Annotated in this window: 21 protein-coding genes; 7 read left to right on the forward strand and 14 right to left on the reverse strand. The window is 69.6% G+C overall.

Going from position 1 to position 26,614, the window contains the following annotated elements; translation table 11 throughout:
* Positions 1 to 60: 60 nt before the first annotated feature.
* Positions 61 to 1,422: a porin gene (locus OV208_RS18325; protein ID WP_267575128.1), complete on the reverse strand. Its 1,362-nt coding sequence runs from the start codon at positions 1,420 to 1,422 to the stop codon at positions 61 to 63.
* Positions 1,423 to 1,717: 295 nt separating this feature from the next.
* Here OV208_RS18325 and OV208_RS18330 point away from each other — a divergent pair, with 295 nt between their 5' ends.
* On the forward strand, positions 1,718 to 3,253 hold the full coding sequence (locus OV208_RS18330) for a M91 family zinc metallopeptidase (RefSeq protein ID WP_267575129.1): 1,536 nt from the start codon (positions 1,718 to 1,720) through the stop codon (positions 3,251 to 3,253).
* A gap of 66 nt (positions 3,254 to 3,319) precedes the next feature.
* On the opposite strand, the gene OV208_RS18335 is transcribed toward OV208_RS18330, so the two are convergent.
* The 5 genes from OV208_RS18335 to OV208_RS18355 all read right to left on the reverse strand — a co-directional run bounded on the left by OV208_RS18335 (position 3,320) and on the right by OV208_RS18355 (position 11,037).
* Positions 3,320 to 4,384, reverse strand: a complete 1,065-nt coding sequence (locus OV208_RS18335) for an HBL/NHE enterotoxin family protein (RefSeq protein WP_267575130.1) — start codon at positions 4,382 to 4,384, stop codon at positions 3,320 to 3,322.
* Positions 4,377 to 5,507 (reverse strand): HBL/NHE enterotoxin family protein, encoded by a 1,131-nt coding sequence (locus OV208_RS18340; RefSeq protein ID WP_267575131.1) that lies wholly within the window; start codon positions 5,505 to 5,507, stop codon positions 4,377 to 4,379. Before OV208_RS18340 ends, OV208_RS18335 begins: the two co-directional genes overlap by 8 nt.
* 13 nt (positions 5,508 to 5,520) lie before the next feature.
* Positions 5,521 to 6,492: an HBL/NHE enterotoxin family protein gene (locus OV208_RS18345; protein WP_267575132.1), complete on the reverse strand. Its 972-nt coding sequence runs from the start codon at positions 6,490 to 6,492 to the stop codon at positions 5,521 to 5,523.
* 136 nt (positions 6,493 to 6,628) lie between these two features.
* Positions 6,629 to 9,484: a CARDB domain-containing protein gene (locus tag OV208_RS18350; RefSeq protein WP_267575133.1), complete on the reverse strand. Its 2,856-nt coding sequence runs from the start codon at positions 9,482 to 9,484 to the stop codon at positions 6,629 to 6,631.
* A 305-nt stretch (positions 9,485 to 9,789) separates the two neighbouring features.
* Entirely contained in the window at positions 9,790 to 11,037 is a 1,248-nt protein-coding gene (locus OV208_RS18355; protein ID WP_267575134.1) for an FG-GAP repeat protein, read from the reverse strand.
* 48 nt (positions 11,038 to 11,085) lie between these two features.
* Here OV208_RS18355 and OV208_RS18360 point away from each other — a divergent pair, with 48 nt between their 5' ends.
* Positions 11,086 to 11,964 (forward strand): hypothetical protein, encoded by an 879-nt coding sequence (locus tag OV208_RS18360; protein ID WP_420715028.1) that lies wholly within the window; start codon positions 11,086 to 11,088, stop codon positions 11,962 to 11,964.
* Positions 11,965 to 11,971: 7 nt separating this feature from the next.
* Here the strand turns inward: OV208_RS18360 and OV208_RS18365 are convergent, their stop codons facing one another.
* From OV208_RS18365 to OV208_RS18375, 3 genes are all read right to left on the reverse strand, one after another.
* On the reverse strand, positions 11,972 to 12,412 hold the full coding sequence (locus OV208_RS18365) for an acyl-CoA thioesterase (protein ID WP_267575135.1): 441 nt from the start codon (positions 12,410 to 12,412) through the stop codon (positions 11,972 to 11,974).
* A gap of 20 nt (positions 12,413 to 12,432) precedes the next feature.
* Positions 12,433 to 13,740 carry a hydroxyacid-oxoacid transhydrogenase gene (locus OV208_RS18370; protein WP_267575136.1) on the reverse strand — a complete coding sequence of 436 codons (1,308 nt, stop codon included), beginning with the start codon at positions 13,738 to 13,740 and terminating at the stop codon, positions 12,433 to 12,435.
* Between the two features lie 76 nt (positions 13,741 to 13,816).
* The gene (locus tag OV208_RS18375) at positions 13,817 to 15,751 is read right to left on the reverse strand and encodes a hypothetical protein (RefSeq protein WP_267575137.1); all 1,935 of its coding nucleotides are present in this window, start codon (positions 15,749 to 15,751) and stop codon (positions 13,817 to 13,819) included.
* Positions 15,752 to 16,062: 311 nt separating this feature from the next.
* On the opposite strand from OV208_RS18375, the gene OV208_RS18380 reads away from it, so the two are divergent.
* Positions 16,063 to 17,130, forward strand: a complete 1,068-nt coding sequence (locus tag OV208_RS18380) for a hypothetical protein (protein WP_267575138.1) — start codon at positions 16,063 to 16,065, stop codon at positions 17,128 to 17,130.
* A gap of 16 nt (positions 17,131 to 17,146) precedes the next feature.
* Here the strand turns inward: OV208_RS18380 and OV208_RS18385 are convergent, their stop codons facing one another.
* Both OV208_RS18385 and OV208_RS18390 read right to left on the reverse strand, forming a co-directional pair.
* Positions 17,147 to 19,582: a helicase-related protein gene (locus OV208_RS18385; RefSeq protein WP_267575139.1), complete on the reverse strand. Its 2,436-nt coding sequence runs from the start codon at positions 19,580 to 19,582 to the stop codon at positions 17,147 to 17,149.
* Positions 19,583 to 19,648: 66 nt separating this feature from the next.
* A complete protein-coding gene (locus tag OV208_RS18390; protein ID WP_267575140.1) occupies positions 19,649 to 20,746 on the reverse strand; it encodes a vWA domain-containing protein in 1,098 nt (365 codons plus the stop codon).
* Between the two features lie 146 nt (positions 20,747 to 20,892).
* On the opposite strand from OV208_RS18390, the gene OV208_RS18395 reads away from it, so the two are divergent.
* Entirely contained in the window at positions 20,893 to 21,390 is a 498-nt protein-coding gene (locus OV208_RS18395; RefSeq protein ID WP_267575141.1) for a hypothetical protein, read from the forward strand.
* Positions 21,387 to 22,010, forward strand: a complete 624-nt coding sequence (locus OV208_RS18400; RefSeq protein ID WP_267575142.1) for a hypothetical protein — start codon at positions 21,387 to 21,389, stop codon at positions 22,008 to 22,010. The genes OV208_RS18395 and OV208_RS18400 overlap by 4 nt, the downstream gene beginning before the upstream one ends.
* Before the next feature lie 6 nt (positions 22,011 to 22,016).
* On the opposite strand, the gene OV208_RS18405 is transcribed toward OV208_RS18400, so the two are convergent.
* Together OV208_RS18405 and OV208_RS18410 are read right to left on the reverse strand one after the other, a co-directional pair.
* A complete protein-coding gene (locus OV208_RS18405) occupies positions 22,017 to 22,595 on the reverse strand; it encodes a hypothetical protein (protein ID WP_267575143.1) in 579 nt (192 codons plus the stop codon).
* Between the two features lie 111 nt (positions 22,596 to 22,706).
* Entirely contained in the window at positions 22,707 to 23,978 is a 1,272-nt protein-coding gene (locus OV208_RS18410) for a macrolide family glycosyltransferase (protein ID WP_420715029.1), read from the reverse strand.
* Positions 23,979 to 24,036: 58 nt separating this feature from the next.
* Here OV208_RS18410 and OV208_RS18415 point away from each other — a divergent pair, with 58 nt between their 5' ends.
* Together OV208_RS18415 and OV208_RS18420 are read left to right on the forward strand one after the other, a co-directional pair.
* A complete protein-coding gene (locus OV208_RS18415) occupies positions 24,037 to 24,651 on the forward strand; it encodes a TetR/AcrR family transcriptional regulator (protein WP_267575145.1) in 615 nt (204 codons plus the stop codon).
* A gap of 287 nt (positions 24,652 to 24,938) precedes the next feature.
* The gene (locus OV208_RS18420; protein ID WP_267575146.1) at positions 24,939 to 25,682 is read left to right on the forward strand and encodes an alpha/beta hydrolase; all 744 of its coding nucleotides are present in this window, start codon (positions 24,939 to 24,941) and stop codon (positions 25,680 to 25,682) included.
* A 527-nt stretch (positions 25,683 to 26,209) separates the two neighbouring features.
* On the opposite strand, the gene OV208_RS18425 is transcribed toward OV208_RS18420, so the two are convergent.
* Positions 26,210 to 26,503 carry a hypothetical protein gene (locus tag OV208_RS18425; RefSeq protein ID WP_267575147.1) on the reverse strand — a complete coding sequence of 98 codons (294 nt, stop codon included), beginning with the start codon at positions 26,501 to 26,503 and terminating at the stop codon, positions 26,210 to 26,212.
* Positions 26,504 to 26,614: the final 111 nt, after the last annotated feature.

A 26,614-nucleotide genomic window follows, 5' to 3' on the forward strand; every position in this document is an offset into this window, starting at 1 on the left:
CGAGGTCCCCGGGGCGACACCCGCCCCGGACGCACCCGCCCTGCCCCTCCACGTCCCGGCTCAGTAGTTGAACTGGAGCTGGACGCGCGTCACGTGCCCCTGCTGCTGGGTGTAGGGGTAGCGCGACGAGTTGCGGTCCGCGATGAGGTACGCGCCCGTCAGCTCCAGCGCCTTGAAGATCTGCCACTCCACGCCCAGCTCCAGCTCGCGCACGTCGTAGCGGGGGGCGTTGGTCTCGAACTTCTTGCCGCCCTTGTAGAGCGTGCCCCGCAGGTAGGGGATGAGCGTCATGCCGGCCACGTCGTCCAGCTTGTACATGAGCTGCGCGTAGCCGCCGTGCAGGTTGCGGCTGTCGATGAGCAGCTCCTCGTCCGGGCCCGTTCCGAGCGACGGCCCACGGCCCAGGTTGTACTCGGCCATGAACCCCAGGGGCTGCGGGTACACCATCAGGCTGACGATGGCGCGGGCATCCACCATGTCGGGACCGCGTGCGACCGCGTAGGCCGCGTCGTCGCGCGGGGCGGCGGCGAGGTTGAAGCGGCCGTAGTAGCCACCCACGCCCATCTCCACGAACTGCTGGCCGAACTGGAACGGATAGGTGACGCGCGCGACGGCGTGCGGGGTGTTGTTGCGCTCCGGCCGGTTGGCCGTCTGGCCGTTGTAGACGCCCAGGCCCACCACGCCGTAGTCGCCCGAGCCCTTCAACCCGCTGTCGACCAGGTACTTGAAGCGCGCGCGGATCTCCGCGGGCGCCCAGTAGAAGAACACGCCAATGTCACGCTCGTCCTTCAGCGCGCTGTTGATGGCGTCGTTGCGATCCAACGCGAGCCGGTTCTGGCTGGACTGGAGGTTCTCGAAGCCGAAGGGCACCTTCGACTGGCCCACGCGGAAGCGGAACTCCTTCTTCGAATCCACGGAGATGTCCGCGTACCAGTCCCGGATGATGGCGACGTGGTACTGGTCGCCGATGACGGAGGCGAAGTCCGGCTGCAGGTAGATGGCCACGTGCTCGTGGACGTCGCCGTAGAAGACGAGCCGCGCGCGGCGCAGACCGAAGCCGTTGTCCTTGCCCAGGAAGCGGTCACCCTGGTCGTTGATGAGCGCGTCGTTCACCCGGAAGCTGGGCAGGCGGTTGTAGCGGACCTGCGTGTAGCCCCGCAGGTGGATGCGCTCGTACCAGGGCTTGTCCTTCTTCACCTCCGGGGGCGGCGCCGCCGGGGCCGCGGCGGGAGGCACGGAGGGCGCGGCGGGTTCGACGGAGACAGGGGGGGCCGGGGCCGGCTCGGACGCGGGCGCCGGCTCGGCCACGGGCGCCGGAGGCGGCGGCGCCTCCGACTGCGCGAGGACGGCGGGGGCCAGCAGGAGCGACGTGCCGGACAGCAGGGCCTGGAGGACGGTGCGGGAGCGAGAGGTGACGGTCATGAAGGCGTCGGGCCAGTCGGGGGGAGCGGAGGCGCTCTTTGTCCCGAAGTTGCGCTTCCGTTACCGGACGGGTTCAAGCCCGACAACACACCCACCCGGGTTGTTGCCACACCGTTACAGGCGGCCCCTGCGTGTCACACGACAGCCCGACTCGTGTCACTCAACCGTGACAATCGGGCGGGGGGACGCAACCGGGGGCGACCCTCCGCGACAATCCCCGAGTCGGCGTTCGTCCGACGCCCGGCGGCCGTCCGCCGGATCCACTCCAGGTGTGTCCGTCACCTGGGAGAAGCCCATGACTTCGATTGGCAAGCCCGGTTCGCGTCCCACGTCCCCCGTGAAGTCGGAGCCGGTGAAGACGCCCGCCGCCGCGCCGCGTCCCAACGCGGTGAAGGCCGCCGTCTCCCAGCGGATGGCGGACGGCTTCGACGCCGGGCCCCGCACGCCGGCGGTCCGGCCCCAGGCGGCGAAGGAAAAGGAAGTCGGCGCGGGGCGCGCCGCGGGCGAGGCGGCTGGCGCGAAGAAGGATGGCGGCATCTTCAGCGACCTGGGGTCGGCCATCAGCAAGGCCGCGAAGAACGTGGCCAAGGCGGTCGTGGCCGCCACGACGCCGCAGGTGAGCACCAACGCCGCCGGCAACACGGTGGTGGACCTGGGCGTGGGCAACAACACCGCCACGGTGTCGCAGAACAAGGACGGCGGGCTGACCATCAAGTCCGGCGCGGACACGGTGACGCTCACGGCCGAACAGGCGAAGGGCGCCATCATCAACGGCGGCGCCGGCAACGACTCCATCACGGTGGACGCGAGCGTCACGCAGGCGCTCACGCTGGACGGCGGCGCGGGCGACGACAAGCTGGTGGGCGGCAAGGGCGACGACACGCTCACGGGCGGCGTGGGCAATGACACCGTCATCGGTGGCGAGGGCAACGACACGCTGAGCGGCCTGGACGGCGACGACTACCTGGAGGGCGGCGCGGGCGATGACCGCATCGAGGGCGGCGCGGGCCGGGACGTGCTCTACGGCCTGGATGGCAACGACGACCTGTCCGGCGGCGGGGAGCGCGACTACATCGACGCGGGCGCGGGCGACGACAAGGCCGACGGCGGCGAGGGCGACGACCAGGTCATCGGCGGGCGCGGCAACGACACGCTGAGCGGCGGCGCGGGCAACGACGCGGTGGCGGGCGGCGCGGGCGCGGACACCGTCGAGGGCGGCGAGGGCACCGACAAGCTGTACGTGGAGGCGAACGAGACGACCGCCGCTGACGCCGCGGGTGAGCGCGAAATCGTCGACATGACGGACGCGGATCAGCGCGGTCGGTCCGTGACGGTGACGGGCAGCGCGGAGTTCCAGGCGCGCACCCAGTCGGACCTGGACGCGATGCGTTCGCTGCCGTCGGGCCAGGAGCTGCTGCGCACGCTGGACGACAGCGGCCACACCACCACCATCCAGGAGACGTCCGGGGGCAACTCCGCGGCCGCGCAGAACAAGGCCGACGCCTGGTTCAACGCGGACGGCACGGCGGGCAAGGGCACCAACGGCACGGTGAACTACAACACCACGCGCATCTCGCTGGGCAACGAGGACTGGATGAACCGTCCTCCCGTGGTGGCCCTGTTCCACGAGCTGGTGCACGCGTCCGACTACGCCAATGGCACGCTGGCCAACGGCGAGAAGAACGGCACCAACAACCGCGAGACGTCCGCGGTGGGTCTGCCCATCGACCTGGATCAGGACCCGTCCACGCCGGACGTGGTGCAGGGTGGCCGCCCGGGCGAGAACGTCCTGCGCGACGACCTGAACCTGCCCACCCGGCCGCGCTACTAACCGGCCCTCCGCGAGGGCCCGCCCCCTGCCCCGAGGCCGCGGGGCAGGAGGCCGGCCCGCGGGACCTCAGGCGGCGACGCCCGTCGTCGGCTGGAGCAGCACCACGGGGAACAGGCCCACCTGCTGCCAGGCCGTGCATTCGTCGAGCAGGAATTGCCACCCCGCCTTGTTCTCCTCCAGGACGGGCGCGAGCGGCGGCAGGGAGGTGCCCTGCTGGAGCGCCTGGGAGAGGGACGCGTAGCCCTGGATCAACGCCGCCCAGGAGAGCCCCATGTCATTCGCCGCCTGCTGCATGCGGGTGGTGCTCTGGGCCATCAGCGCCGCTTCCTGCGACGCCGTCTGCGCCACCGCGGCCTCCGCGAGCAGCGGATTCAGCTCCGAGTAGAGCGTGGTCAGCGTCTGGAGTTGCCGCTCCACGTCGTGCTGCGCCGCGAGGATGTCACTGCTGGTGTTCGCCGTGTTGACGATGAGGCCCACGAAGGCCTTCGCCGCCGCCACGGGTGAGTCCTCGCAGTTGTACATCTTGATGGCCAGTTGGACCAACGCCTTGTCCGTGCCGGACAGCCCCTTCGCGATGGTCTGACAATCCTGGTCGATGGCCGCCAGCGTGTCGTTGATCTGCGCCTCCAGGCTCGTGATCTCCGCATCCCCCGCCGCCGCGACGGCATCCGCCGCCAGCGCATCCGACACCTCGGTCGTCACGGTGGAGAGCCGGTGCGCCTCCGCCACGAACACGGCGACGGTGTCCGTCTGCCGCGCGAGGAACTGCGCGAGCAGGTCCAACCCCTGGGAGAGCTCGAGGGCCGCCTGGCTTCCAGCGGAGCCCCCCTGGTCCACGAGCTGGGCCAGATGCTGCAGCCGGGGATACATGGCCATGAGCTGGTTGATGAACCCGAGGCTCGCCGCGTCGAGCTTCAGCGCCTGGGGCATCACCGTCCCCAGGCAGGCCCGGGCCACGTCATGCGCACGGCCCAGGTCCGTGGCGAGGCTCGGCACCGACGCCATGCTCACCACCGGCTGCTGCGCCAGGGCCTGCGCGTACATCTGGAGCGTCGTTCCCGCCGCGCCCAGTCCAGCGAGCGCGGTGGTCAGGCGCACGGGGGAGAACACCTCCGGGGACGGCTCACGCATCGTAGTTCTCCTGCTGCACGGGCAGCGTGCCGTTCTGCTGGATGGAGATCGCCAGGGCGAGCGTGGTTTCCCAGTCCGCGTTGGCGGCCACCAACTGCGAGGCGATCCACGAGGAGGCGTCCTCGGCGACTTCAAGCTGGTCGATGGTCGCCTGGAGATCCGCCGCCAGCGAGGTCCACTGGTTCGCCAGGCCCTGCACCGCGGTCGCGGCCTGGTTACACGCGGAGCTCAGGCTCTGGATGTTGAGCATGGCCGTGTTCATGGTCGACAGGAGCGTCTGGTCCTTGGACAGCTCGGTGGTCGCCTTGACCATGTCGTCCTTGGCGTTGTTCCAGTCCACCAGGGCCAGGGAGCCCACGACGGCGCCACCCGCGGCCAGCGCGAAGCCGCCCACCACGATGGCGGTGGACGTTCCCCCGGAGGGAATCTCCGCGAAGATGCCCACGAGGACCGCGATGCTGCCCACGCCCAGGGCAACGGCCGAGCCCGCGATCACCCAGCACGCCGTGTCCATGGCCTTCTGGTCGGCGGCGATGCGCTGATTGAGCTCCGTGATCTCCGTGCTGTCCGCACCGTACGCGAGGTTCACGTTGGTGTAGTCCTGGTTGAAGGCCGCCACGTCCGCGTCCAGGGAATCGGTGGCGAAGGCCAACAGCGCGGAGGACGTGGCGGTGGCCTGGTCCTTGCCCACGCCGCACTGCTTGATGAGCAGGTTGATGCCGTCGATGAACTGCTGCTGGTTGTCACCCGTGTCGAGGTGATTGGCGAGGTAGAGCAGCTGGTGGTACATCGCGGTCCACTGGTTGCCGTACCCGATGATGGTGCCCAGGAGCGACACCATCTGCGGGTTGAGCGTCTGCAGGTAGTAGCGCGCGTGGGCCTGCGCGTTGGCCTGGTCCACCGGAAGCTGCTCCACGACGGTGGAGCCCGACAGGCTGTCCACCTCCGACGGCAGGTTCATGATGGGCGTCTGGAGCACGACGTTCGTATACATCTGCATGACGGACGCGGCGGTCTGCGTGTCCGTCACGCTGGTGGACAGCCCGCTGCCGCCAATGTCCGGCGGGTCCGTGTTCGTGTCGCTGTCCTGCGCTGCGTTCGTGGCGGTCGCTGTGGTGGTCATGGTGTCCCTTTCATCAAATACCCAGCAGGAGGGAAGCCTGAAGGGCGAGGTTGTCCCAATCCGCCTTCACGGCCGCGAGCAACGAGGGCGTGAAGAAGCCATACGTGGTGATGTCTTCGCTCTGCAGCAGCACGGTGAAGTTCGAATCCAGGACGTTCCAGCCGTTGTCGAGTGTGCCGATGCTGCCCGCCAGCGCCGTGAGGAACGTCTGGTATTGGGAGACCTGGGCGCTGGTGCCGCCCGCCTCGCGCGCGTCCTCGGAGGCGGCGTTGGCTTCGGCATTGAGCTGGGATTCCTGGTCGCGCAGCTCGCGGTCCTTGCCCGTGAGCATGTCGATGGTCTGCTCCAGCGCCGCGACGTAGTAGTGGCCCTGGAGGTATGCGAGCGCGATCTGCTCCTCGTCCTGCTGGATCTGCTGCTCCACCTGATCCGCGGCCTGGCTCGCGGCCTGGGCGGCCTGCGTGTCCTGGGCCTGGAGTTGAATCAGGACGCTCTGGTCCGCGTTGAGCAGGGCGATGTCCCCGTCGATCAACGTCTCATACGTCACCAACTGAGTGTGGACACTGGCGGTCGCCGTCGCGGTGGCCTGGGTGTCCGCCTGGAGCTGGGTGAGGACCTGCTGGAAGGGCGCGATGGCGGTGGAGTCACCGGTGGCCAGCCGCACGGAGAGGGGCTGAAGCTGCGCATAGGCCGTGTCGAACGTCTGTCCGAACCGGGCCACGCCCGCGAGCGTCGACAACACCTGGGGGCGGTAGGTGGTGGTCCACAGCGTCGCGTCCGCGCGCGCCTTCTCCACGTCGGCGGAGAGGCTGGGGACCTGCGTGCTGGAGGGCACGCTCAGCGCGAGCAGCGCGGCCACCGCCGCGTCGACCTGCGGCACGGCGGCGTTGGTGTCGAGCACCCCCTGCGTGAGGGCGTCCGGCGGAGCGATGGAGGGCGCGCTGGAGGTGGACGGAGCGGAGGTGGCGGCGGCCTGGGTGGACATGGCCAGGCTTCATTGCAACCCCGGGACCAGCCCTCCGTGGAGGACCGCCCCCGGAGGAACCGGCTTCACGACGAGGCCGGACGGGGCGGCTGCGTTCGCGGGGAACGCAGCCGCGTCATCACGGAACTCCGGCGGACTACGGCATCACGGTGGGCGTGGGCAGCATGAAGCTGTTGTTGTCCTCACGCAGCTCCCACCGCGAGCCCGGCGCGTCGACGATGGCCCCCAGATAGAAGGCGGATCCGGGGCTGGACGGACGGGACGCGTAGGCCGGGATGGACAGCGTCGTGCACTGGTTCACCCCGAGTGAGGACACGGGCTGGTTGCCCACGGGAAGCTGGAGCTGCGTGTACGGCGCGCTTCCCTGGCCGGGCACGTAGGCCACCGGCTCGCTGGAGATGATCAGGTCCACCGGCACGGTGCTGTTCAGGGCCGCCGTCCCCTCGTTGCAGACCTTCACCTGCGCGGTGAAGGAGGAGCCCGCGGGGATGCTCGCGGGAGCGGTCAGCGCGCGCACCACGAGGTCGGGCCCGGAGCCCACGCCCACGCGGGGGCCCACCAGGGTGTTGTTGTCCTCGCGCAGCTCCGTGAGCTGCTGGGGGAAGTCCACGCGCGCGCCCAGGAACCGGGGCGCCTCCGGATCCGCGCCAGGGCCCGGGTTCGCGTACCCAGCCACGTTCACGGCGGAGCACTGGCCCGAGCCGAGCGACGGCGTGTTCGCCGTCCCCACCAGGGAGTCCGTGGACGTGCCGGGGACAGGTGCGCTCACGGACAACGTGGCATCCGACGTCAGCACCGCCATCACCGGCGTGGGGGGCGCCAGGTCCATGCCCATGTTGCAGACCGTCACGACCAGCGTGAGCGGGGCGCCGGGCATGACGCTCCGGGGGCCCGTCACCTCCCGCACCGCGAGGTCCGGGCCGTTGCCCACGCTCATCGGGGCGGAGCGCACGTTATTGTCCTCACGCAGTTCGGTGAGCTGGAGGGCTACGTCCGCGACGGCGCCCAGGTACAGCGGACGTCCCGGCACGGCTTCGGGCGGAAGCTGGGCCTGCGCCAGCGACGGCGCCGTCGAGCACTGGCCCTGGGCCAGCGGGATCACGTTCACGGAGCCCACCCGGACGAGCGTGGGCGGCGGCACGCCCTGGGGCAAGGTGAAGTCCGGTTCGGTGGAGAGGAAGAGGCCCAGCGTCGAAGAGGTCGCGGACGCGGTGCCTTCATTGCAGACCTGCACCGACGTCTGGAACGAGGTGCCGGGCCGCGCGCTGGGCGTCATCAGCACGCTTCGGACGACCAGGTCCGGGCCCATGCCCACGCCGATGCGCGAGACGGGCGAGGCGTTGTTGTCCTCCCGCAGCTCCAGAAGGCCGGCCTGCGGATCCACGAGGGCGCCCACGTACAGGGTGGGGTTCGGCATGGGGGCCTGGGGCGGCACCACCGCCCAGGCACTCACGGAGCGCTGGGCGCACTCACCCGGCGCCAGGCCCGGCGCCTGGAACATGCCCACGGGCGCGCGGCCCGGAGAGGGCGCTCCCGGCACCACCGCCAGCGTCGGCTCGGTGGACAGGTACAGCTCCACGGGGACGTTCGGGGAATGCTCCGTGCCCACGTTGCACACCCGCGCGGTGGCGGTGAAGGACTGTCCGGGGGTGACGTGGGCGGGGGCCGTCAGAGCGCTGATGATCAGGTCCGGCTTCTGGCCCACGCCCATGAGGAAGTCCGCGCGGACGTTGTTGTCCTCGCGCAGCTCCACCTGCCCGCGGGACAGGTCCACGATGGCGCCCAGGTACAGCGGCTGCTCGGAGGGAACGGGAACGGGCGGGGGATACGCGGAGCCGGACACGGCGCGGGTGACGCACTGGCCCGCCGCCAGGGGCGGGGCGCTCACGTTGCCCACCGGCACCTCGGTGGCGGGACGGGGCATCGTCCCCGGGGCCCCCAGCGACGGCACCGACGACAGGAACACGGCCACGTCGGACGACATCGACGGCGCCGTGCCGTCATTGCACACCGTCACGGACGCGGTGAAGGCGGCGCCCATGCGCACGCTCGCGGGGCCCGTCACGGAGCGGACCACGAGGTCCGGACCCAGGCCGAAGCCGACGAGCCCCCGGACGAAGGTGTTGTTGTCCTCGCGCAGCTCCAGGACGCTGTTCGACGCGTCCGCGAGGGCGCCCAGGTACAGCGGCACGTTCCCCGTGGAAGCCGGCGGCGGATGGGCGATGCCTGTCAGCGACACCATGCGACACGCGCCCGCGAGCAGGCCGCTGATGCCCTGCCCCGCGACCATGAACTGCGTGGCGGGCGGAACGGGGCCGGTGGGCAGGGACAGGCTGTTCACCGTGGACAGGTGCAGCTCCACCGACCCGTTGCTCGCGACCTCCGTGCCCACGTTGCACACGGTCGCGGTGGCGGTGAAGGACTGGCCCGGGCTCAGCGACGGCGGCCCGTCCAACCGGGTGACGACGAGGTCGGGCCGGATGCCCACGCCCATCAGGCCCCGGACGAAGCCGTTGTTGGACTCGTCCGTCTCCATCACCCGCTGTCCGGTGTCGATGATGGCGCCCAGGTAATAGACGCCGTTGCCCATGAAGCCGGTGGGCGGACTGGCCGGAACGGTCAGCGAGCGGCTGACGCACTGGCCCGCGCCCAGCGGCCCCACGTCCACCTCGCCCAGCGTCATCTGGGCCGTCGAGGGGGGCGAGCCGGGCAGGGGCACCTGCTGGGTCGGCGTGGTGGACAGGTACACCTGGAGCAGGTTGCTCCCTGACGGGTTCGCGGGGTCCGTGCCCGTGTTGCAGACCTTCGCGGTGACGAGGATGGGGTCACCGGGCCGCGCGTTCTCCGGAGCCTGAAGCTCCGTGATGCGCAGGTCCGGGCCATACGCGAGCGCGTGCGAGCGCGTCTGGAGCGACGGGGACTCCGGAGGGACCGGGCCCTCTCCACAGCCGGTGAGGCCCAGTGCTCCAGCAAGGACCCAATACGAAGACATCCATGACGACCTGCGCCGTGACATGCGTGCTCCTGAGGAATGAAGGGGGGGGATGGCTGCGTCCACCATGGGTGCCATGGCTCTGCCGGTCCGACAGACATCTTCCGGAGCCCCCGCGTTCCGTCAAGACACGAAAATCACAATATTTCACCTGTCTCATTTCTTGAGACGCCCTGTGTCTGACTTCACTCCACCCGGCACGTTGGCGCCGCGCCAATCCCTCACACCCATGGCGGGGATGGGTGGGGCCGCGCGTCAATCCAACGGGCCACGGCCGGGAGCCGTGGCCCTGAAAACCTCCACCGTCAGTCGTTGTTCGCGCCGGGCTTCACGCCTCCGTTGAAGGCGCCATACGGCTGGAACGACCAGAGCGCCGCGCCCCACCGCTCGTAGAGCTTGAGGGTGCCGGGCGCGAACATCGTGCTGTGGTAGCAACCCGCGATGCCATTGCCAAACTTGAGCGGAGGGCTGCCCGCGAGCAGACGCGGCGCGGCGCCCGGCTGCTGGAGCGTGGCCACCTGGGCGGAGTAGTCCGGATCGACGCCGTCGTACGAGTACGGGTACTGGAAGATGTTGCAGGAGACGCCGCCATTGGGCTCGCAGAGGTTCTTGTAGTCCGCGTAGGAGACCTCCTGCCCCAGGAAGCCCGCGTTGAGGGCCTCCGTGCCGAAGTGCGCCAGCGTCGCACCATCCGGGATGCGCATGACGTGCGCGTAGGGCGTGAGCACCCAATACGCCTTCCTCAAGAAGTTGGGCGTCACGAAGATGGGCGGAATGGAGCAGTCATCGCTGCGCTGGAAGTGCGTGAAGAAGCGCCACTCGCTGCCGGAGACGTAGAGCTCCGGCGTCCCCCACGGGTCGCTGCCCACCGCCACCCGGTAGCCGTTCGTATAGAACTGGTTGTCCCAGGGCTTGCGCGGCACCGGCGCCATATACCCATACACCTCGCCGCCCCAGCGGTTGAACACCCGCACGTGGGGTCCCCCACCGGGGCCGGGGATGGTGACGATCTCCGACACGTTGTCGCGCGTGACGTCGCCCGCGCCCAGCCGCACGCCGCCCGTGAAGCCGGGGTCATACGCCCAGAACTCATGCATGAGCGTGGGCGCCCCCACCGCCTTCCACACGCGGACGAGCGGGCCCATGCCCCGGCCGGGCGCGGTGATGATCTCGTCGTAGCCATCCCCGTCCACGTCGCCGGTGGCAACGAAGACGCCCCCGCGGAAGTTCGAGTCGTAGGCGAAGAACTCGCGGAGCACGGCCCCGGTGTTCACGTCGAACACCCGCACCAGCGGACCGCCGCCCTCGCCGGTGCCCGTGACGGCGTCCGGGCGCCAGTTCGTCGTGACGCGGCCCGTCGCCATCTCCACGCCCACGCCCATCGTGGACTCGTAGGCGTAGAAGGAAACCCAGTTCGTATTGCTGTTCGGATCGAAGGTCTTCACCGCCGGTCCGCCCCCAGGCCCGGCGCCCGTCGCGTACAGCGGAGTGTTGGGTTTGGCGAGCGCCGCCGTGGTGAGGACGAGCGCCGCGAACAGTATCAAGCGATGCATGGAACCTCCTGTTGACAAAACGGGTAAAAATGGATTTCCATTTTTAACATGAACATGAGAAACCCAGTACTCGGTGTGTTGGCCCTGGTCTCCGTGGCATGTGGCGGTGAGACGTCCGGGGGCAGCGAAACGGTCCCGGACGCGGTGGGCTCCACCGGGCAGGCGGCCTTCTCCGGGGTGAACGGGACGGTGTGCGAGGAGAGTGCGTACAACTGCAAGCTGCGCCCCTCCGGCGGCAACCGCGTCCTCACCAACGACCCGGACGACGACGACTCCTGGGAGCTCTACACGGGCGGGCCCATCCGCGACGGCAACGGCACGGTGGTGGGCATCTCCAACCGGACGCGCTCCACGTTCAACCACGGCCAGACGCGCACCTTCGCGGGGGAGCTGCATGCCTTCGCGGTGTCGACGTCGAATTCCAGCGCGGGCTGGATGCCCATGTCGGCCATCAAGGGCCGCACGTCCTTTGAAGCCAAGGTCGGGCACGTCTCCGCGCTGGGCTCGGGCCTGGCGAAGATGGCGTGCTACGCCGTGCGCAACTCGCACGACACGACGCTGGAGCTCAAGAAGGTGGTCTACGACTCCGACGCGGTCCACGAGCGCGCGGGGGACTATCTGCCGCTCGTGCGGGCCAATGGCCTGCGTTCGGCGAACCTCACCTTCAACGTGCCGGGCTTCGGTCTGGGCGGCGTGGCGGTGGACCACTTCCCCGCGGGCACGAAGTTCCAGCGCCTGGATGTGCCCACCAACTCTGGCGCCCCGTCCATCGACATCCCGCTCTGGGTCCAGGACAGCGCGGGCCGCTACCGCCAGCAGTCGGGCACGATGAAGTTCATCTACGGCTACGTCATCGCCGCGACCGGAACCCCGCGCAACGGCTGGATGGCGTACGACGCGCTCCAGGTCAGCTCCGGCTGCCCCTGAGCCGGGTTCAGGGTTCCGGATTCACGACCAGCCGTGCCAGCGCGTCTCGCAGTCGCGCTGGCATGGCCACGGCCTTGCGCGTCGCGCGGTCCACGAAGACATGCACGAAGTACCCGTGGGCCGCGGCCTGCGTGGCGTCTTCCTTGAAGAGGGCGATGCCGTAGGTGACGGAGCGGTTGCCCAGTTTCTCCACGCGCAGCCCCGCGCGCAGCCGGTCGGGGTACGCGAGCGGGGCGCGGTAGGTGCACTTCGATTCCACCACCAGCCCGATGATTGCGCCCGCGTGGATGTCCAGGCCGCCTTCGTGGATGAGGTAGTGGTTCGCGACGGTGTCGAAGTAGCTGTAGTACGTGACGTTGTTGATGTGGCCGTACAGGTCGTTGTCCATCCACCGGGTGGTGATGGGCAGGAAGTAGCGGTAGCGGTCGGCGGTCTCGGAGTCGGACACGGGGTGGCCTCGGGCGTCGGTTACCAGTAGCGCAGCGCCTGGTGGAAGAGTTCGGAGAGGACGGGCCGGGTCATCTCCCGGGGCGCGTTCTGGAGCAGTCGCTGCTGCGGGAAGGCGCCCTCCGTGAGCGCTTCCACGTCCGCGCCGGTGTAGCCCACCCCGGTCAGTCCATTGGGCATACCCACCGCGCGCATGACGTGGACCAGCCGGCCCGCGAGCACCTCGCCCGCGTCCGCCGTCGTGGCGTCGCGCACGTCCGCGCCCAGGTGGCCCGCGGCCTCCAGGTGGCGCTCGGGGCTCGCGGAGGCCGTGTAGCGGAACACCGCCGGGGCGTTGACGATGACGGCCATGCCGTGGGGCACCAGGGGCTCGTCGTCCGGATAGCCCGACGGACGGAAGTCGCGCACCCGCCCCGCCACCGCGTAGGCCATGCCGTGCGGCGCATGCACGCCCGCGTTGCCGAACGCGATGCCCGCGAGCGTGGCGGCCCACATCAACTGCTCACGCGCCTCATCGTCGTTCGCGTCCTTCACGCCGCGCTCCAGGTACAGGCCCATCAGGCGCAAGGCTTCGCGGCAGCCCAGGTCGCTCCAGGGGTTGGCGCCCTGGCTCATGGGCCGCAGGCTCGGACGCGCGGGAGCGGGACGGCGCACGTAGGGACGCGCCGTATAGGACTCCAGCGCATGCGACAGCACGTCCAGGCCGCTGGCCGCGACCACCTCGCCGGGCAGGGTCGCGGTGCAGTCCGGATCGATGAGGGCTTCGGTGGGGCGCAGCGCCGGTGAGGCAATGCCTGTCTTCGCCTCCATGGACAGCAGGTCGAAGATGGTGATGCCCGTCACCTCGCTGCCCGTTCCCGACGTGGTGGGACACGCGATGTGCGGTTTGAGTGGACCGGGCACCGGCCTGCCCTCCCCCACCGGCGCGTTGACGTAGGCGAGCAGGTCCGCCGGATGCGTGGCGTAGAGGTTCGCGGCCTTGCACGTGTCGATGACCGAGCCGCCGCCCAGGGAGACATAGCCATCCGGCTTTACCTCCGAGGCGAACCGCGCCGCGTCCAGGAAGGACTGGTCGGTGGGCTCAATGTGGACGTCCGTGTACACGGCCACGTCCAGCCCGGCGGCGCGCAGGGACCGGAGCACCTTGTCGAAGTGCGCGAGCCGCGCCACGCGCGCATCGGAGAACAACACCACGCGCTTCATCCCGAGCGCCCGCGCCCGGTCCCCCACTTCGGACAGACAGCCCCGCCCGAAGGTGATGCGGGACGTGTCCACGGTGAAGGCGCTGTCGCAGCCTTCGATGACAGGGGGGTAGTGACAGCAGCCCATGCGCGTTCCTCCGGACCGGTACCTCCCCAATCTACAGGGAGGGACCGGCGCCGGAGGAGCACGCATGCGCCAGGTGTCAGGGTCTGTGCAGGACCGCCGAGTCCCCCGCGAGCCACAGCTCCGAGGCGGAAGGGGCCCACACGCTTTGGAAGTCACGGCGGACGCCGGTGCTTTCGGAGGTCCAGCGCGTGCCGTCGAAGCGCAGCAGCGTGCCATTGTCCCCGGTCGCCCAGACCGTATTGGCGGCAAGCCCCCACATCCCATTCAGGGTGGCCGTGGTGCCGCTGGACACGGCATTCCAGCCCGTGCCGTTGAAGCGCAGCAGCTTGCCCGCCGCCCCCGCCGCCCAGATGTCCGTCGGTCCACTGCCCCACACCGCCTTCAGGGCTTCCGTGGTGCCGGAGTCCATGACGCTCCAGGCGCTGCCATTCCACTGCACGAGGGTGCCGGACTCGCCCACGGCCACGGCCAGCGAGGGGCCCTGAACCCAGACGGCATTGAGCCGCACCGTGGCGCCGGTGGGATGCCGCGTCCAGCCCGTCCCATCGCGGTGCATCGCTTCGCCGCCCTCCCCCACCGCCCAGATGTCCGTCGCCGACGAGCCATGGACTGCCATCAGTCCCCGGTCCTCCGTCTTCGCCTCCTCGACGAACTGAGCCCCATCCCAGCGGAGGATGCGGTCGAAGAACGAGGTCACCACCCAGACCTCCGACGGCGAGGCTGCGTACACGCCCGAGATGTTGTCACTGGTGAAGGTGGCCAGACGGGGCTCAAGCCAGCCGCCGCCATTCCAGTGCAACACCCGGCCCGAATCCGCCACCATCCACACATCCGACGGGCCCGTGCCATGAATGGCCCGGATCGTCGTCAGCGAGCCGAGGGGCGCCGTCCGGCTCCAGGCCGTCCCGCTCCACCGCTCCGTGACGCCATCCGCCCCGAAGAGCCACGCCTGGTCGGGAGCGCTGCCGGCGAGGACGCCGTTGGGCCCGGAGCCCACCTTCGACCAGACCGTGCCATCCCAGCGGTGACGGTCGCTCTCCCCCACCGTCAGCAACAGCGAGGGGCTGGCGGCGAACACATGAAACAATTGATCCGACGTGCGCACGTGCTGCGTCGCCGCCGTGGGCGTGACGCGGTAGATGGCGCCATAGTCATCACAAATCACACAGGGGTCGTCGGAGGTGACGGTCCAGACATCGTCGGGGCCGGTGCCCGTCACGTCGTAGAACGGGAGCGACGTGCCCGCATCGATGCTGGAGACGTTGCTACCATCGTAGCGGCGCACCGTGCCACCCGCCCCCACCATCCAGACATCCGCGGGCCCGCTGCCCCAGATGTCATTGAGGGACTGGGTCGTGCCCACGCTCACACCCTGGAAGCCACTGCCCTGGTCGCGCCGCACGGTGCCGTTGTCGCCCACCACCCAGACATCGCTCGGACCGGAGGCCCACACGGACGCCAGGTCCCGCGTCGTTCCGGCCCCCACCGTGGAGAAGGCGCCCCCCGTGGAGCGCAGGACCGTGCCTCCCGCGCCCACCGCCCACACGTCCGTCGCGGAGACCGCGTGCACGCCGCGCAGCTGCGTCCTCGTCCCGCTGGCCACGGGCGTCCACCGCGTCCCATCCCAGTGCTGGATGTACCCCTCTTCGCCCACGACCCAGCCGTCATCGGCCGCCCGGAAGTGCGCGCCCGCCATGTTGAAGCCATGCGGCAGGGGGTATTCCCAGCAGAAGCCATCCAGGCACTGGCGGTTGGCGGCGGGAATGCCACAGGTGTGCTCCACCCCGCGCCCACCGCAGACCTCCGGCGCCGCGCAGGTTCCGCAGTCCAGCGGCTGATCACAGGCGTCCGTCGCGGCACCACATTCGAACCCCTGGGATTCGCACGTCCGGAGGTGGCAACCGGCATCCGCCGAGGTGCCCGCATCCGAGGCTCCGGCGTCCGGAGGGTCGTCGGGTTCGTCGTCCCCACATGCGGTGGCGCCCAGCGAGCCCACGACGAGGAGCATCACGGGGAGCATCCGCCGCCCCCATCCCCGAAGGGTGGAAGGCACCGCACCCGCGACGCTGGCTTTGTCACGCAACATGCATCCCCCTGGCCGAAGCCGAGGCCCCCCGTGGACCGGGTTGCCTATCGGACAGAAGTGGCACCAGCCCGTCCCGGTGGATCGCGGGATCGACGCCCGGGCGGCCCGGGACGCTCGTTGCAGCGCGTCAACACACGGCGGCACGAAGATCGCGTCCGGCCCGCGTACATGAGGATGAACGAAGCTTCCGCCCGGATTTCCAGGAGCGGCGCTCCTCTGCGCCCAGGTCCTACACCATGGCACGTCCCAAGAGTCCCCTCGTCTGGATCCTCATCGTGGTCGGAGGCGCCAGCGCGCTGTGTTGTTCCGGCACGCTGGGGCTCATGGTCCTGGGCCTCATCTCCGCCGGCTCCGACAGCGACGGCCCGGGGGCCCTCTCCGGATTCGCCAGCCCGGCGGACCGGGCGCGGGCGGGCAAGCCGGGTGAGCCCGGCGGCTTCGCGTTCGACGCGCCCCAGGGCTGGAAGTCCCTGGAGGACGGCCGGTTCATCCTCGAATGGGTCGACCGTGGCGACACGCTCAGCGCGGAGGCCCTCCGGCTGCCGAGCGTGCCCGGCCTTGATGACGGCGAGGGCAAGCTGCTGCGGCTGTGGCGGGAGCGCGTGGGCGCGGACTGGGCCAACGTCAACAACAACCCTCCGGCCATGCGGCGCTTCATGACCAACGGCGCGCGCGCCTTCTTCACCGCGGCGGAGGTGCGCCACAAGACCCACGGCCGGTCCTTCCGCGTGACGCTGATGCTGGTCGAAGCGGACAACCGCTTCGAGCCGCTGGTGTTCATCCAGGGCTTCAGCACCCCTGGAGGAATTGGCGAGGCCATGTCCGCCTCGTTCTCCTGGAACACCTCCCACCAGAAGGTGGAGGACGCCCTGAAGGGCGTGCGCGGAAGTCCCGTCGGACTGCCGCTGGCGGATGACGGCGAGTTGGTGGGGGACTTCACCTACAGCTCCAGCAGCGCGGCCCAGTGGGTCAATGCGTATGGCGGAACCACGATGACGGCGGTCTCCTACGCCAGCCAATACATCCTCGGAGCGGACCACACCTTCCAATACAAGTACTCCGGGGCCTCGGGTCAGGTGGGCGCGATGAAGTTCGGCTCGGACAACGACCGGGGGACCTGGAGCGTGAAACATGACGTCCTCACGCTCACTGGCGAGCAACGGACGCGCCGCTTCCTCATCGTCGGGGCCGGGCGCACGCCCGAAGGAAAGCGAGCCATCATCCTCATGCCCGAACACCCCACCTGGTCTCTCTACCCGGGGGCCCTCTCCCAGCACGCCGAGCTGTACGTCGCGACGCAATAGGGGCACGTCCCTCGGCTCAAGGTCCTCCGCTGTCTCCGGCCTTCTTGGGACTTTGCGCCGCCCCGGCGTGAGCAGGCGGCCCCCTGGCACCGCTCGTATCCGCGACCGGTGCCGACGGTCTTCCCCCACGCCGACGCCGGCGCCGCTTCGCCGGAGTGCCTGTGGCGGGTCCTCCCAGCTCGCGCAGGACCCGCCGGTGGACCCCACCCTCCAGCCGCAGCTCCTGCATGAGCGGTTGCACCTGCCGGGCCGACTGCGGCTGGCGCAGCGCTTCGCTCAGCCGCTCGACGATGTCGATCCGCAGCGCCACGCCTCCGAGCACCTCATAGCCAAAGGCTCGCGCCGACAGGCCCCCCAGCGCCGCGACCTCCAGCACCGGCTCTCGCGGAACGCCCGGGGGCGCTGTCCGCTGGTGGAGCAGCGCCGTCAGCATGCAGCGCCGCTCCAGCGCATGCGGGGTGAGGGCATTGGCGACGAAGAAGAAGCGCTGTCCCTCGCGGACGCCCAGCGTCCGGAAGCGCTCCCGGGTCTCTTCGTCCAACAGCCGCCACTGCTCGTGTGCCTCTGTCTGGGAAATCACCCCCAGCCCTTCAGCCAGACGGTAGGCGAGTCCCCGCGCCGCCCCGGAGCGCCCCTCACTGGAGAAGGACTCGGAGGGAAAGCCTCCCATGGCCTCGGTGACCAGGTCCCTGGCCAGCGCCACCAGCCGACGCTCCAACTGCCGCCGAGCCCCGCCCGTCCACACCTCCGACTCCGCGAGCGCGACCTGCGGTGAGCGCCGGTCCTTCCCGCGCACCAGTCGGGCCAGCGGCTCCCCTTCGAAGGAGATGGTCCCCGACGCGTCCACCTGGAAGGAGTCATGGGTCGCGTCCACCACACGCTGGACGAACTGTTCCTCCGTCATCGCGGTACCGTCCGTGCCCGTCACCTCTCCCAGCAGGAGCCCCAGCTTGGCGAAGGGGCTGTCCGAACCGGCCGCGGGCTGCGCCGTGTTCCGCACGAAGCGGCGGGGGCTCCGGCGCGCGGCGCGTTGCACGAAGCGCTCCACCAGCCGCTCATGCAGGGCATCCCCCAGCGCGTCCTCGATGCGACGGGTGCGCTCCTGCCAGGCTTCCGCGTCATCCAGCCAGCCCGGACGGTGGCTGATGTACGTCCAGATGCGGATGGCCGCCAGCCGGTCCATCAACGTGTGGATGTCTCCGGAGACATCATCAAGCGGTGACACCTGTCGCGAAAGCCAGCCCGGCTCCAGCTTCCCATCCCCCGCGGAGAGCTGGAGGAAGGTGTCGCGCAAAAGCGAGACATGCAGCCCGAAGAGGCCCTTGCGGAAGTCCGGCACCTGGCAGACCTGCCACAGCAGCTCCACCATGGAGCGGTGGGTGGCGACCTCCCGGATGGCGGGGACGCTGGAGAGGTGCCGGAGCGCATCGAAGTCGTCCGCGCGCTCCACCCGGACAAAGGCATTGTGTCGCGGAGCCTGTGACAGCGACTCCAGCAGCGACTCCGGGCTGGAGAAGTCCAGGGAGGCATTGCGCCAGATGAGACTGCGCACCGCCGGGAAGCGGTGGGTTTCAATGGCGGAGACCACGCGCGGCGACAGCTCCGGCAACGTGTTGAGGGTCGCGAAGCTGCCGTCGTTCAGGTGGCGGCCGGCGCGGCCGGCGATCTGCGCCAGCTCATCCGGGAAGAGCTCGCGAGGTTCGGAGCCGTCGAACTTGGAGAGCGCGGCGAAGGCCACGTGGTTCAGGTCCAGGTTCAATCCCATCCCAATGGCATCCGTGGCCACCAGGTACTGCACCTCCCCGGCCTGATACATCGCCACCTGGGCGTTGCGCGTCCTGGGGGAGAGCGCGCCCAGCACCACCGCAACCCCGCCCCGCAGGCGGCGCAGCGCTTCCGCGAGCTCGTACACGCGGTCCGCGGAGAACGCGACCACCGCCGAGCGCGGCGGCAGGCTCTTCAGGGAGCGATGCCCGGAGTAGCGGAGCTGGGACAGGCGCGTGGCGCGCTTGAGCGAGGCGTGCGGGATGAGCGACTGGACCATCGGGCGCATCGTCTCCGCGCCCAGGAACCAGGTCTCTTTCAGCCCCCGCGCATGGAGCAGGCGGTCCGTGAAGACGTGCCCGCGCTCGCGGTGGGCGGCGAGCTGGATTTCATCCACGGCGACGAAGTCGACCTGCCGGTCGGTCGGCATCGCTTCGACGGTGCAGATCCAATAGTCGGGGCGCGGAGGGATGCGCTTCTCCTCGCCCGTCATCAAGGCGACCCGCCCTTCGCCCACCCGAGCGGTCACCCGGTCGTAGACCTCCCGGGCAAGCAGGCGCAGCGGCAACCCCATGATGCCCGTGTCGTGTTCGAGCATGCGCTCGATGGCGCGGTGGGTCTTCCCGGTGTTGGTGGGCCCCAGCTCCGCCACGACGACGGACGAGCGGTGGGATGGGCTGGAGGTCATGGGCGAAGACTAACCCCGACCCTGCCCCTCCGCCCTGCGACCACCGCGTCCCCCGGCGGGCCGTGCTCAGGCCGCGACGCTGCCGCGGGCCCCGTCCCAGTCCTCCACCTCGTAGAGGAACTTCGTCCCACCCCGGAGCTTCCGGTTGGCGGACGTGCTCTGGACGAAGACGACGTACTTCTCCAGGCTCGCGGGGCGGATGCGGACCGTCTCGCCCGGCGGCAGGCCGAGCATCTCCCGGGCGCGCTCACCGCTGTAGAGGTCGCCCGTCTTGCGGTCCATCAGCACCACTTCCTTGCGGCCCTGGATGGTCTCCGTCTTGGTGAACTCGTAGAAGCCGCGCCCCGTCTTGAAGCCCAGGCCGTTCTCCGTCACGAACTCCTTGATGGCGCTGTCCCCGTCCACTTCGAGCACCTGGAAGCGCCCCGGCGGCACCGCGCGCAGGTCCGTCTCACCGAAGAGCGTGGACGTGGCGCGCTTGAGCATCGTGTTGAACATGGTGTTCAGGCCACGGCTCATGCGGCCTTCGCGAGACACCTCCGCTTCGTACGCCTGGAGCTGCGCGTCCGACGACTGCTTGTAGCAGACGGCCAGCACCATGTCGGTGACGTGCGCGAACTGATCCAGGCTCAGGTGGAACCCGCCCGACTTCTGCGCCAGCTCCTTGTAGAACGGCGTCGCGTGGCGGCGGTTCAATGCCTGCACGCCATAGACAGGCACGCCCATCTTCCCCAGCGCGTCCAATTCCTTGCGCCAGTCCAGCTTCCCCGGATTCTGGTTGGGAGGGTGCGGGACGTCATCCCCGATGAGGACGAACACCTTCGTGTAGCCCTCCGTCCAGGACAGGCTTCGCGCCTCGTGCAGCACCAGTTCGTAACACTCGGGCGCATCCCCGCCGCCCGTCTGCTCTACCTTCTCCACGAAGCGGGTGATGGCCTTCGCGTCGTCCGTGAGGTCCAGCGCCTTCGTCACGTAGGAGGAGCGCGCGTCACAGTAGTCTCCGTGCGCGATGATGCCGATGCGGATGCCCGGAATCTCCTTCGTGAGCCGAGCCACCGCGCCGCCCAGCTTCTTGCGGACCTGCGCGAGGCACGGATACATGCTGCCGGTGGTGTCAAAGCTGAAGACGACCTCGACGCGATTATCAATCACAGACGTGCCCATGGCTCGCTCCCCCTCGCTCGTTCTTGGCGGCGACAAGGAGAACAGTACGTGGAGGGTCTGACATCGAAAGGCCCGTGGGCGGGGGGCTCCAATGGGAAAAAAGGAGGCACCCTGCTACGAAAGGGACTCCCTGGGAGGAGCCGCTCATGTCTTCTGAATCCAAGGGCCTTTGGCCGCTGCTCTGGTGGTGCTCCTGCATCGGGCTGGGATGTCAGCCAGCCCTTCGAAGCCCGACCCCGTCCGAGCAGCCCGCCCCCGGTCCCGCGCCCACCGAGCTGCTCGGGAACTGGGCGCAGCAGACCGCGGAGCGCACGCTGCGCTGCGACAGGAGGTCATTGCCGGATCCGGGTGGAGAGACCCCGCTGCGGACCCGGGCGGGAGGGGACGGTGTGCTGTGGGTCCTCGTCGAACAGGGCTGCGAGCTGCCCTTCACCCGGCACGCGGAGGCGACCTGGAGCGCGACGAAGGACAGCGCCTGCGGCTCCCGTGAGTCGGGGCGCCGGGTGCGGGACGGAGCGCTGACGCGGACGTCCACCGGGCTGGCGATGAGACTTTCCTACTGGAGCTTCCTCCAGGGAGTGACCTGCGAGGCATCCCTGAGGGGCACCTGGACCCCAACGCCCGCCGGGGAGGCGACGCCATGAGGCGCCTCGGGTCCCTCCTCCCGCTCCTGTTCTGGGCCTCCCTGGCTCCCGCGCAGCCGGCCCCCCTGGTGACCGGACCCGGGTCGCTGCCCGGCACCTGGGGCTACGACATTCCGAAGTACGAGCTGCGCTGCATCAACGCCCCGAAGGTCCTGGGCGTCCATGTCACGCTGGTGATCCAGCGGGAGGCGGATGGGCACCTGACCTTCCATCCCACGGATGCGACGGTGCGTCTGGAGTCGGCGAACGGCTCCGCCGGCGAGTCCACCGCGTTCCTCCCAGACTGCGTCTTCCCGCTCCGGCAGGCGAACAACCCCGTGCGGCTCACCACGGAGCCAGACACGCGCTGTGGCAACGAGGGCTGGGGCTCCCGCGTCCTGGAGCGGACCCTCCTCTTTTCGGGGAAGGAGGCCTGGATTCGCGAGCGGGGAACGCTCTACCTCTGGACGAATGTCTGTGAATACCAGGTCGAAGCGCGGCTCAAGCCTGACATCACCCTGTCCCAGAGGCTGAACCAGACCCTCGAGGTGCTGAACCGGCAGGCGGAACAGGTCGAAGCAGAGCGCAAGCAAAAGGCGGAGCGAGCGCCCCTGCAACCTCCGCCCGCCAAGGAGGACTGACGCGCATCAACGCGAGGGATAGCTGTCCTGGTTCTGCTGCCGCTGCTGCTCCCGCCGGCGCAGTCCCTCTTCATACTTCGCATTGCCCTCCGCCTCGTCGGCACGCATCTTCGCCAGGGCTCCAGGCGCATCGCGCACGACGATGGGCGCGAGCTCGCTCAGCCCCGCGAGCAGGACCGGGAAGGGCACCGCTTCCGAGTTCACCAGGATGGACCAGTCGTCCGTCACCGACGAGCGTTCCGCCTCGAACGCGAGCGCGTCGTGCGCCCACGATTCGGGCAGCTTCACCTTCCCGCTACTGGGAGCGATCCCCGACGCGCCGCAGGGCGTGATGAAGACGCTCAGCCGATGCATCTGCCGGTGGTGGGAGCGGGGCCAGTGGTTGTACTGGATGCGACACGCATCGACCGCGCGCAGCTGGGCCTGCACCGAAGCGAGCGCCTCCAGGTCGCCGACGTCGCTCTTGCCCGCGCTCCCGAGCAGCTTCAACGCCACGAAGATACCGCCCCCCATCGCCACCACCATCACGAGGAGCATGACGACGATCCTCGACCCACCCGACTTCGAAGCCGCTTGCGTTTGCATGGAGCGCCATCCTAGCAGTGCGCGCCAACGCGGGAGCGGGCCCCGGCCCCACGTGCCTTCGGGGTGCGCAGGGTGCCAGTTTCCGTCGAGCGTGCGCCGGGCGGTGCCGGCTCAGATCACTGCGTTGGCGCGTGCCTCCGGGAGGAGTTCCGCCTCCACCATCCCGGCGGCCCGAGCGGCCCCACCCTCCTCGCGCAATTGCTTCCGGATGACCGCGAGCCGGGCCGCTACCTGGGGGTCCTCCGTCAACTGGAGCAGCGCCAAACGCAGCGCTTCGGGGGTCGCGTGTTCCGTGTCCAGACGCTGGGCCACGCCGAGCGCGACGAGCTGGTCGGCGTTGGCGAACTGGTCCGCGGCCTGGGGCACGGCGATCATCGGCAGCCCGCAGTACAGGCCCTCCTGCGGCCCGCCCATCCCCGCGTGGGTGACGAAGGCATCGGCCTGTTCGAGCACCGAGAGCTGCGGCACCCAGCGGTGCACCTCGACGTTGCCTGGAACCGCCCCCAGGTCGCTCAGCTCCACGTGTTTGCCAATCTGGAGCACCACGTGCCAGCCGGCGAGCCCCCCGAAGGCGGCAAGACAGGCCCGGTAGAACGCGGGCTGCAGGGTGAAGGTCGAACCGAGCGACACCAGCACCACCTTGCGCGCGCCCGGGGGACGCTGCCAGGAGCCCTGGCTGGAGCGGTCACCGAAGCAGGGCCCCACGAAGGTGAAGCGCCTGCGGTCCACCCGGTCCGCGTGGGGCTGTAGCGCACGAGGGATGAGCACCAGGCCGCGCGGAGGCAGGCCGACGAAGCGCAGGGAATCAGGTTGGGCCACACCGCACGCGGCGAGCCAGTCCGAGTAGCGACGGTGGTGCGCCACGGCCCGAGCGTCCGTGCGCAGCCATTCCACCATCGTGGCCATGTCCTGCTCGTAACCCTCCCAGGCCACGAAGGCGGGCGAGAGCTGGACGCAGGGAAGGCCCCAATTCTCCGCGAGGATTCGCGCCGTCGAACAGCCGATGTCGTACAGGAAGAGGTCCGGACGATCGTCTTCGTAGGCCGCGCGCAGTTGCGGAAGCATGGACATGGCGTCGTCGAGGAACACGTCCAGTTGCGCCACCGTGTCCTCGGGCCAGCTTTGTTCCGGAGCCCCCGGGCGCGGGAGGGTGGAGCGATAGGGAACCAGCTCCGCGCCCGTGCCGGCGATGGCCTCCGCGAAGGACGCGTCATTGGCATACGTCACCCGGTGGCCCCGGGAGACCAGCTCCCGGATGAGCTCCAGGCCCGGGTTCACGTGGCCATGGGCGGGGATGCTCACCATGGCGATATGGGCGCGACGGGGCATGGGCTCTCTCCGGGTGGCGACAACGAGACGGAACGTCTCGTCTCCAAAATGCATCTGACCTGGAGTCCTGTCAAGACGAGACGGTCCGTCTTGTTACTGTTAGGGTGGCCCCATGGGAGAAGCGAAGACACCGGAGCCGGCGCGCCGCAGCGAGCGTTCGCGACAGGCCATCCTGACCGCCGCCGTCGAGCTCGTGGGCGAGGTGGGGTACGCGCGGCTGACCATCGAGGCGATCGCCGCGCGGGCGGGCGTGGGCAAGCAGACGATCTACCGCTGGTGGCCCTCCAAGGGGGCGGTGGTGCTGGATGCGTTCGTGGGGCTGGGCGGAAGCAGCGAGCCCGCGGCACTGCCTGACACCGGGGACCTGGAGGCCGACCTGAAGACGGTGCTGCGCGCCACGGTGCGGGAGCTCACGGATCCGCGCTTCGAGCTGCCCTCCAGGGCGCTCACCGCCGAGTCCCAGTCAGACCCGGCGCTGGCCCAGCAGTTCGTGGAGGCCGTGCTGCGGCCCCATCTGACGGCGATCCAGGAGCGCCTGCGCGCGGCGCAGCGGGCCGGACAGGTGGCCAAGGGCGTGGACCTGAGCGTCGCGGTGGAGCTGCTCGTGGGGCCGCTCTTCCACCGCTGGCTGCTGCGCACCGCGCCCCTCACGAGGGCCTACGCGGACACCGTGGCCGAGCTGGCCGTCGCGGCGCTGCGGCCCGCGTCACGAGGACGCCAGGGTTGAGCGGGCCTGTTCCTTTCCGCGCCAGCCTCCCCCTCACCGCCAAACACGCCCCCCACGACGTCCCAGGCGAATCCATGGGCCTTGCCGTCGCCGTGCGCTTCCTCCTGACTCACGCGCCCGCCTTCGGCGCCGAGCCCGGTGGCGGAGGAGAAGCGGCTCATCCCTTCCCGGGCGACGAGGCTCCGGCCGAGTCATCGCGTCTCGTGCGTTCGACTCGCAAGCGAGGCCCGCGCCAGGGTCGGCGCTCCGTTTCAATGCCATCCTCCAGCCCTTCCCATCGAGGACCCATGAAGCCTCTCAACGCCACGGCGCCCATCCTCCTGTCCCTGCTGGCAACCGCCTGCGCGACGTCCCTGCCTGGACCCGCCTCCCCCGGTGCTTCGCCGCCGCTCTTCTACAAGACATACACATTGGGAGCGGAGAAGCCCGAGGCGCTGCTCGTGGCCCTGCATTACTCCGGGTCCACACCTGATTTCTGGGACGAGCACGTCACGACCCTGGACACCGCCGTACGGGTGGTCCTGCCGCGTGGCGCGAGGCCCCATCGGGCGGGCTTCACCTGGTTCCCGGTCGAACACGAGAAGCGGGACTCGGCTCGGAAGACGGCGGAGGTGGAGCGCGTGGCCACTCAACTCGCGGACATCGTTCGCGAGGTCCGCCGGGCGCATCCTGAAATCCGCCGCGTCGCCGTGACGGGATTCTCCTACGGCGGAGACCTCGCGTGGATGCTTGCCCTCCGTCACCCGGAGTTGGTGGATGTCGCGGTGCCCATGGGCACGCGCCTGCTGGGAGAGCCAGCCCGGTCCCTGCCCCCGTCACACCAGGTGCTCGTGCTCCAGGGCGAGGACGACTCCATCATTCCCCTACAGCAGACGCTCGCGCGGGTCGCGCACCTGAAAGCAGTGGGCGTCCCCATCGACGTGAGGACCTACCCGGGCGTCGGCCACGATGTGTCTCCACTGCTCCTTGAGGACTGGCGCGGGTTCCTGCGTCAGGCCTTGCAGGAGACTGGCGCGGCCCCTCGCCCCTGATGATGACGCTCTCACTGTAGATAACCGCGCTGTCTCCTTCAGCCCCCGTGAACCACGGCGTCTCCCTCACTCTGGCGGGGGACCTTTGCTCAAACCGGTAGCAAGCGCACTTGCCTCCAAGGCAGACACCGCCGACGTGGCCCTGTGTCAGGCAGGAGCTATTACACACGTCGGGGTAGCACACCCCCACCGAGACCTCCGGCGAAGAAAACCTTGCGTCTCCATGTCGTAGTTTGGAGCGCGGGCAGGCACTGGTGCCCAGTTGGTGGGCGACCTCTCCACCCGCAATCACTCCACGGCAGAGGGCGCCGAATACACGCTGACTGACTTCGCCGTCCTGCCGCGCATGGAGTTCTGGCGCCCCTGGGACCAGCACTGCATCGCGCCGCTCGCAGCCCCAACCCCAAACATTCCACGCGCCGAAGGATGCCAGCGGCCGCCCACCGGGACATGCATTTCGTGGAGCAGGGCTCGGAGCGCTCCGTCATCCCCAACCGCTGAAGATGCGGCGAAGGACAGACCCTTCGTCACTCAGCCGGAGCCGAGCCGCGATTGCGCAGCCGCGCAAGTTCCGGCTCCAGGATGGCGCGAATGGCGGCGCAGATGGCGAGCGCCACCTCAGGGCCGAGCAAGCGACGGAGATTCGCCGCCGTCGACTGAAGGCGCGAGTGGGTGGTCTCCAACAAGCTCCTCACCAACTCCTCGTTCGAAAACATGGAGGAGCGCGAGCGGGTCTGCGTGTGGATGAGGAGGCTGAGCGCATACCCTTGGCAGAGACTGCCGACGAAGACCTCGCGACGGACGTCTCCAGCCAGGGTCATGCCAATCCGTCGGGCCTCCTCCATCAGTTGCCGCGTCCGCCCTTCTGCCTCCGTCATCGTCGTCCCCCACTGCGCCGAAGCCGGGCGACCAGCCGCACGTGCAGCGTGAGC

The organism is Corallococcus sp. bb12-1 (assembly GCF_026626765.1).
Classification (GTDB): Bacteria; Myxococcota; Myxococcia; order Myxococcales; family Myxococcaceae; genus Corallococcus; species Corallococcus terminator.